General features: G+C 73.7%; 3 protein-coding genes. All 3 read left to right on the plus strand.

The window, feature by feature from the left end; genetic code table 11:
- Window positions 1-303, plus strand: a 303-nt coding sequence (locus JNW89_RS36215; RefSeq protein WP_238452430.1) for a TetR-like C-terminal domain-containing protein, incomplete at its 5' end; no start/stop codon positions are given.
- Window positions 303-638, plus strand: a complete 336-nt coding sequence (locus JNW89_RS36220; protein WP_238452431.1) for a YrdB family protein — start codon at window positions 303-305, stop codon at window positions 636-638. The genes JNW89_RS36215 and JNW89_RS36220, both read left to right, overlap by 1 nt.
- A 602-nt stretch (window positions 639-1,240) precedes the next feature.
- On the plus strand, window positions 1,241-1,438 hold a 198-nt coding region (locus tag JNW89_RS36225; RefSeq protein WP_238452432.1), incomplete at its 3' end, for a hypothetical protein.

Here is a 1,438-nt window from a genome sequence, read left to right on the forward strand (position 1 = left end):
GAGGGAACGGGCGAACGCGCCCAGGTCGACGGTGTCCGGGTCCAGGTCCACCACGAACGGGACGAGGGCGTCGATCGCGCCCGGCAGATGTCGTTGCCGCGGCCGATGGTGAAGGTGAAGCCGTGGCCGTCCGGCCTGACCGGTGACGCCGCGGTCGACGCCGCACGCCTGTTCCGCAGCGCCGTGCACGGCTTCGTCACCCTGGAGGCGGCCGGTGGCTTCGGCCTGCCCCGAGGCATCGACCGGTCCTTCGACCAACTGGTGGCCGCGTTGGACACCGCCTACCGGGACTGGCGGTCCTGATGAGGGCCGTGCTGCTGACGATCGCCTTCCTGGTGGAGGTGGCGATGCTCGTCGCCGCCGGCTGGTGGGGCTTCACCCTCGACGCGGGTGTGGCCGTCCGGCTGCTCGCCGGGCTCGGCGCGCCGCTGCCGATCGCTGTGGTGTGGGGCGTCTTCTGCTCGCCCCGGGCCCGGGTCCGGCTCGCCCCGCCGGCCAAGTACGCCGTCCAGGCGGCCTGCTTCGTCGCCGCCGGCGTGCTGTTCGCCCTCGCCGGCCACCCGCTGCTCGCGGTGGGTCTGGTCGTCCTCTGGGCCGTGGACCGGGCGCTGCTCAGCCACGGCGGCCACCCGGCCTGACCGGCGGCCTTGGTCGCCTGCTCGGGCCGCCCCGGTGGGTCGTGTTTCTTCCTCCCGGTGGTGCCTGCTGGCGGGCCCGATCCCGGCGCCTGCAGGTGGCTCATGGTCCCGTCTCCTGTCGTGGCTGCTGGCGGGCCGATCCCGGCGCCCTGACGGTGGCTCATGGAGCGTCTCCTGTGGTGGCTGCTCGCGAGCCCGATCCCGGCGTCTGTCGGGGTGATCCGCACGGCGACCGCTGGTGGTGGCAGCCCGTCCACGGCACCCCACCTGCGGTGGTCGCGCCCTTCGAGCTGATGTCGTAAACGATTCGGGCCACCCCTGACGCGCGTGGCTGTCGCCCCGCGGCCGGGTGACGGCCCGTCTCTGCCAGACGGCAGAGAGACGTCTGTCGCCACCGCCGCGGGGACGGCGTTCCGTGAGTCGTTCACGTCATCAGCTCGCTAGGCGAGTAGCCACCCCCTTCCGACGCCGCCCCCGTCACCGTCCGCGCAGGCCACCGTCCTGCAGCAGAAGGTTGGTACCGCGCGTGCAGGCCCGCCGGGACGCTGTCGACGCGCGGGCGGCTCTGGCCGGATCGCCCCGATTGGTCGTACCCTTCGCCGGTGACCGACGGGCATGACGAGCCGCGCCTCACCGACGGGGTGGACGAGTCGCGCCTTACTGACGGCGACGAGTCGCGCTCGGCCGACGGTGACGAGTCGCGGCCGACTGCCCCGGTTGACCAGCTGCGCCCAACGGACCGGGTCGACGAGTCGCGCCCGACCGACGGGATGAACGAGCCCCCCGCGGCCGATGGCGAC

The organism is Micromonospora sp. 4G55 (assembly GCF_016803375.1).